General features: G+C 76.1%; 5 protein-coding genes. All 5 read right to left on the bottom strand.

The genetic code is table 11. The features are described from left to right. On the bottom strand, positions 1-304 hold a 304-nt coding region (locus tag ETD96_RS45465), incomplete at its 3' end, for a trehalase-like domain-containing protein (RefSeq protein WP_240808587.1). Positions 305-375: 71 nt separating this feature from the next. Next, positions 376-2,745, bottom strand: a complete 2,370-nt coding sequence (locus ETD96_RS41085; protein WP_138641886.1) for an ABC transporter permease — start codon at positions 2,743-2,745, stop codon at positions 376-378. Beyond that, on the bottom strand, positions 2,742-3,509 hold the full coding sequence (locus ETD96_RS41090; protein ID WP_138641887.1) for an ABC transporter ATP-binding protein: 768 nt from the start codon (positions 3,507-3,509) through the stop codon (positions 2,742-2,744). Before ETD96_RS41090 ends, ETD96_RS41085 begins: the two co-directional genes overlap by 4 nt. Next, on the bottom strand, positions 3,490-4,197 hold the full coding sequence (locus ETD96_RS41095; RefSeq protein WP_138641888.1) for a TetR/AcrR family transcriptional regulator: 708 nt from the start codon (positions 4,195-4,197) through the stop codon (positions 3,490-3,492). Before ETD96_RS41095 ends, ETD96_RS41090 begins: the two co-directional genes overlap by 20 nt. Before the next feature lie 165 nt (positions 4,198-4,362). Further along, positions 4,363-5,099 (bottom strand): ABC transporter permease (locus ETD96_RS45470; RefSeq protein WP_171069487.1); only part of this gene is annotated, 737 nt, incomplete at its 5' end.

Consider the following 5,099-nt stretch of genomic DNA (forward strand, 5'->3'; position numbering starts at 1 on the left):
CCAGCGCCTCGCGGCACTCGACGATCGCGCCCTCCCCGGTCACCCAGCGGCTGTGCCAGATGAGGCCGCGGTCCTCGTAGTAGCCGCCCCACACGAACCGGTCGCACACCGGCCGGACGTCGTAGCCGCCCGGCCCGCCGAGCAGGCCGGCGAAGGCGGGCTCGGAGTCCCAGCGGGGGAAGCACAGCCAGGCGTGCTCGCCGTGCGGGCCGACGAGGATCCCGCGCTCGCCGTCGGCGATGAGGGCGTAGTCGCGCAGGGCCTTGGGCAGGGCGGCCAGCCGCGCCGAGGGGTCGGTCAGCATGGCCCTCCCCTACCCGCCGCAAGCCGATCAAGACGCCGACGCGGGCGCCGCGGCGCCCGCGTCGGCCGGGGTCACCCGGTCCGTTCGCGGACGAGGGCGGCGAGGTTCATCCGGGAGAGGCCGCGCAGGCCGGGGAGCTGCGCGAGCCAGGCGACGGCGAGCACGGCCAGCGCCGACCAGGCGAACGTCGCGGGCTTGATCTCGGCGTGGAAGGACATCAGGTCGCTGTTGAACGCGCCGAGGAACGCGCCGGTCGCGAGCCGCCCGAGGACCAGGCCGGGGACCGCGCCGGCGGCGACCACGAGGAGGTTCTCGGCGGTGACGAGCCGGGCGAGGCGGCGCCGCCCGACGCCGGCGGCGCGCAGGGTGGCCAGTTCGGTGCCGCGTTCGGCGAGGTTGACCGACAGGGTGGCGAACAGCACGGTGAAGGCCAGCAGCCCGCCGAACGCGAGCATGACCGCGACGAACACGTAGAACAGGTTCATGTACTGGTCCATGGTCTTCTTCAGCGCCTGCGCGTCGGTGTAGGCGACGACGCCGGGCCGGGCGGCCAGGGCGTGCTCGACGGCGGCGCGGTCGGCGCCGGGGTCGAACGTCACGAGGACGGTGTCGGGCCGGGCGCCGGGGTCCCACGCGGCGACCTGGTCGAGGGAGGCGTAGGCGTAGGTGCCGAGCGGCTCGTCCACGAACCCGGCGACGGTGGTGGTGACGGTGCGGCCGCCGGGCAGGCGCAGCCCGATCCGGTCTCCCGTGTCCACGCCGAGCTTGCCGCGCAGCGCGGCGCCGATCAGCGCGCCCCGCCCGGCCAGCGCCCGCTCACCGCCGCCGGGGGTGAGGAAGCGGTGCATCGTCGTCGTCTCGGGGAGGCCGACGACGGTGGTGGAGTACCCGGCGTCCCCGGCGGTGATCGTGACGGGCAGGTGCGCGGCGGGCTCGGCGGCGCGGACGCCCCGCGTCCCGGCGATCGCGGCGAGGCCGCCGCCGTCGAGGGGGCGGCCGAGGGTGAGCTCGGCGTCCTGCCGCTGGATCCGGTCGAACTGGCGGGACACGGTGGCCTGGGAGGAGTCGAGCATCCCCCACGACACCAGGATCAGCACGAGGGCGAGGACGACGCCGGCCATGGTGTAGAGGGTGCGGCGGAACTGGCGGGCGGGGCCCCGCAGCACCAGCCACGCCCCGGCGGGCAGCCGCCCGGCGAACGGCAGCGCCCGCTCCAGCCGGGCGAGGAGCCCCGCTCCCCCGGTGCGGGGGACGGTGCCGCGCATCGCCTCGGCCGGCGGGACGCGGGCGGCCGACACGGCGGGCGCGAGGGCGGCGAGGGCGCCCGCGACGATCCCGAACGCGAGCCCGGCGAGGACGGTGGTGGCGCGCACCGACACCAGCGTCTCCGGCAGCCCGATCGCGTCCCCGTACAGCCGCGTGACCGTCCCGGCGAGCAGCAGCCCGGCGCCGACGCCGAGGACGGACCCGGCGGCGCCGACCGCGACGCCGGTCGCCAGGTAGTGCCCGACGAGGGTGCGGCGGCGGAACCCGCCGGCGCGCAGCGTGCCGATGACGACGCGGTCGCGGGCGACGCGGCGGGTCAGCACCACGTACACGGCGACGCCGGCCGCGGCGAGGAACAGCAGCGGGAACATCACCGCCAGCTCGGAGAACCCCTTGATGTCCTCGGCGAGGGTCGCGTTGGAGGGCTGCTCGGCGCGGGTGATCGCGGCGCCGGCGCCGTGCCCGCGGGCGGCGGCGGTCAGGGCCGCGTCCAGCTCGGCGGCCCGGTCGCGGCCCGCGGCGGTGTAGTACACGGCCACCTGGTTGGGCGCGGCGGCGCCGGCGATGCTGCGGGCGAGCGGCTCGGGGACGAACAGCACCCCGAACGAGCCGGGCGCGGGCAGCACGTCCTGGCGGCTGGCGGCGGGCCACAGGTACTCGGGCGAGGACGCGGTGCCGCGCACGCGCACCGTCCGCCACGCGCGGCCGTCCCACACCGACACCTCGTCGCCGGGCTTGAGGTGCGCGTGGTCGGCGATGTGCCGCTCGGCGAGGACGCTGTCGGGCGCGGCGGGGTCGAGGTAGGCGCCGGTGAGGACCTTCACCCGGTTCACCTCGGGCTGGGACCCGGCGGGCAGCCCGACGACGCGGCCGACGAGGGTGTCCCCGCCGGGCATGCGCAGCGGCACGTCGGCGACGGTGCGGGCGGCGGCGGCCGCCACACCGGGCCGGGCCGCCGCCTCCCCGGCGATCGCGGCGGCGTCGCCGCCCGACAGGGTGAGGTCGGCGAACCGGTAGTCGCGGAAGTTCTGCTGGTATCCGGCGTCCAGGTTCTTGTAGGCGTCGTAGGACGCGCCGAACAGCGCGACACCGAGCATGACCAGCACCACCACCGACACCAGCTGCGCGGGGCGGCGCCGCAGGTCGCGGCGGAGCTTGGTGTTGAGGACGCTCACCACGTCACCTCGTCGGCGCCGGCGGGCGCGTCGTTGGCGGTGACCTCGACGATGCGGCCGGAGCGCATCCGCACCACGCGGTGCGCGATCGCGGCGATCGCGGCGTTGTGGGTGACGACGAGGACGGTCCTGCCCTCGGCGTTGAGGTCCTTCAGGACGCGCAGGACGCCGCGCCCGGTCTCCAGGTCGAGGGCGCCGGTGGGCTCGTCGCACAGCAGCAGCGCGGGGTCCTTGGCGATGGCGCGGGCGATCGCGACGCGCTGCTGCTCGCCGCCCGACAGCTGCGCGGGGAAGTGCCCGGCGCGCTCGGCGAGCCCGACGGCGGCGAGCGCGGCCTCGGCGCGCTCGCGGTCGCCGCGGCCGGTCAGCTCGGCGACCAGCCGGACGTTCTCCAGCGCGGTCAGCGACGGGACGAGGTTGAAGAACTGGAACACGAACCCGACGGTGTCGCGCCGGTAGGCGGTGCGGCCGTCCTCGCCGAGGCGGGAGATGTCGCGGCCGCCGGCGACGACCTCGCCCGCGGTGGCGGGCTCGATCCCGCCGATCAGGTTGAGCAGGGTCGTCTTGCCGGACCCGGACGGGCCGAGCAGCACGGCGAACTCGCCCTGCTTCACCTCCAAGTCCGCCTCGCGCAGCGCGTGGACGGCGGCGTGGCCCGTCCCGTAGGTCTTGCCGGCGCCGCGCAGCAGGACCGCCGGCGGGGCGTCCGCCCGCGCGGTCCCGGCCCCGCGGGCGGGTGCCGGCTCACTGGCGTGTCGCGTCATCCTCGTCTCCTCCGTCTTCGTCGGCGCGCCCGGCCGCGCGATGGGGCGCGGGGTCCGGCTCGGTGCCGGACGCGGGGCCCGGCGCGGTGCCGGACGCGGAGCCCGGCTCGGTGCCGGGCGCGCGCAGCAGGGCCAGCAGCCCGGCCGCCGCGTCGCCGGCCTCGGTCTCGGGGTCGATCAGCACGTGCATGAGCAGCCCGTCCAGCAGGGCCGCGATCACCACGGCGAGGCCGCGCGGGTCGGCGTCGGCGCGCAGCGTCCCGGCCGCCTGGTTCTCGGCGAGCCGGGCGGCGAGCAGGTCGCGGAACATCCGGATCTGCCGCTCGGTCTCGGCGCGCAGCTCCGCGTCGCGGATGCCGTGCAGCATCGCCTCGACCATCACCCGCTGCCCGGCGGTGCCGGGGCCGCGCGCCACCAGCTCGCGGACCGCGTCGGCGACCCCGGCGAGGGCGTCCCCGGCGCGCAGGATCGCCTCGACCGGGCCCTCCAGCTCCTTCTCGACCGCGTGCATGACCGCGGCCCGCCGCAGGGCGTCCACGGACCCGAAGTAGTAGTGCACGAGCGCGTTGTTGGCCTGCGCCCGGTCGGCCACGACCCGCGACGTCACCGCGGCCCAGCCGCCCTCGGCCATCACCGCGACGGCCGCCTCCAGCAGCCGGATCCGGGTCGGCACCTCGCCGTCCGCCATCGCTCCCCCGCTTCTTGGTCACTCGCTTTAAGCAACTGCCCAACACAGTAGACCCGAATCGTTGCACCCTGCAACAGTCCAGCTCGCGGGCATGAAAAAACCGCCGGCCTCCCGCGCCCGGTGGGGCGGAAGGCCGGCGGCCGAGATCGGCGGCGCGGGCCGCGGTCAGGCGTCGCGGCGCTTGAGCAGGTACGCGGCGACGGCGAGGAGCGCGGCCGTCCACAGGGCGAAGACGCCGTACCCCTGCCAGGGCGACAGGATGTCGTCGGGGCCCTGGTGGGCCTTGGCGATCAGCGCGCCCGCCTCCGACGGCAGGTAGGCGTGGATGTGGTCGCCGACGCTGCCGGGCAGCAGCATCGCCAGCGGCGCCAGCACCAGCACGAACCCGATGACGCCGGTGATGCCGCCGGCGGTGTGCCGCACGATCGCGCCGACGGCGAGCGCGAACAGCCCGAGCATCGCCAGGTACAGGCCGCCGCCGATGACGGCGCGCAGCACGCCGTCGTCGCCGAGGGAGACCTCGATCTTGTCGCCGCTGATCGCCGAGCCGATGAAGAACGACCCGAACGACACCGCGACGCCGAGGACGAGCACGACGACCGCGAACACGGTCGCCTTGGCCCACAGCATCGGCAGCCGCCGCGGCACCGCGAGCAGGCTGGCGCGGATCATGCCGGTGGAGTACTCGGAGGCGACCACCAGCACGCCGAGCACGCAGATCGCCAGCTGGCTGAGGAAGAAGCCGCTGCCGAGGATGAAGCTGACCGGGTCGGCGGCGATCTGCGCCTGGTCGGTCGGGCTCGCGTTGTCCCACTGGGCGATGGTGAGGCCGACCAGCAGCGCGGTGAAACCGAGGTCGAGGACGACCAGCAGGATCAGCGACCACAGCGTGGACCGGACCG

The sequence above is a fragment of the Actinomadura geliboluensis genome (assembly GCF_005889745.1).
GTDB classification, from domain to species: domain Bacteria; phylum Actinomycetota; class Actinomycetes; order Streptosporangiales; family Streptosporangiaceae; genus Spirillospora; species Spirillospora geliboluensis.

What these genes read in the sequence shown, in the direction of transcription:
- ETD96_RS41090 (WP_138641887.1), bottom strand. Translation starts at nt 3,509, where the DNA reads ATGACGCGACACGCCAGTGAGCCGGCACCCGCCCGCGGGGCCGGGACC.
- ETD96_RS41095 (WP_138641888.1), bottom strand. Translation starts at nt 4,197, where the DNA reads ATGGCGGACGGCGAGGTGCCGACCCGGATCCGGCTGCTGGAGGCGGCC.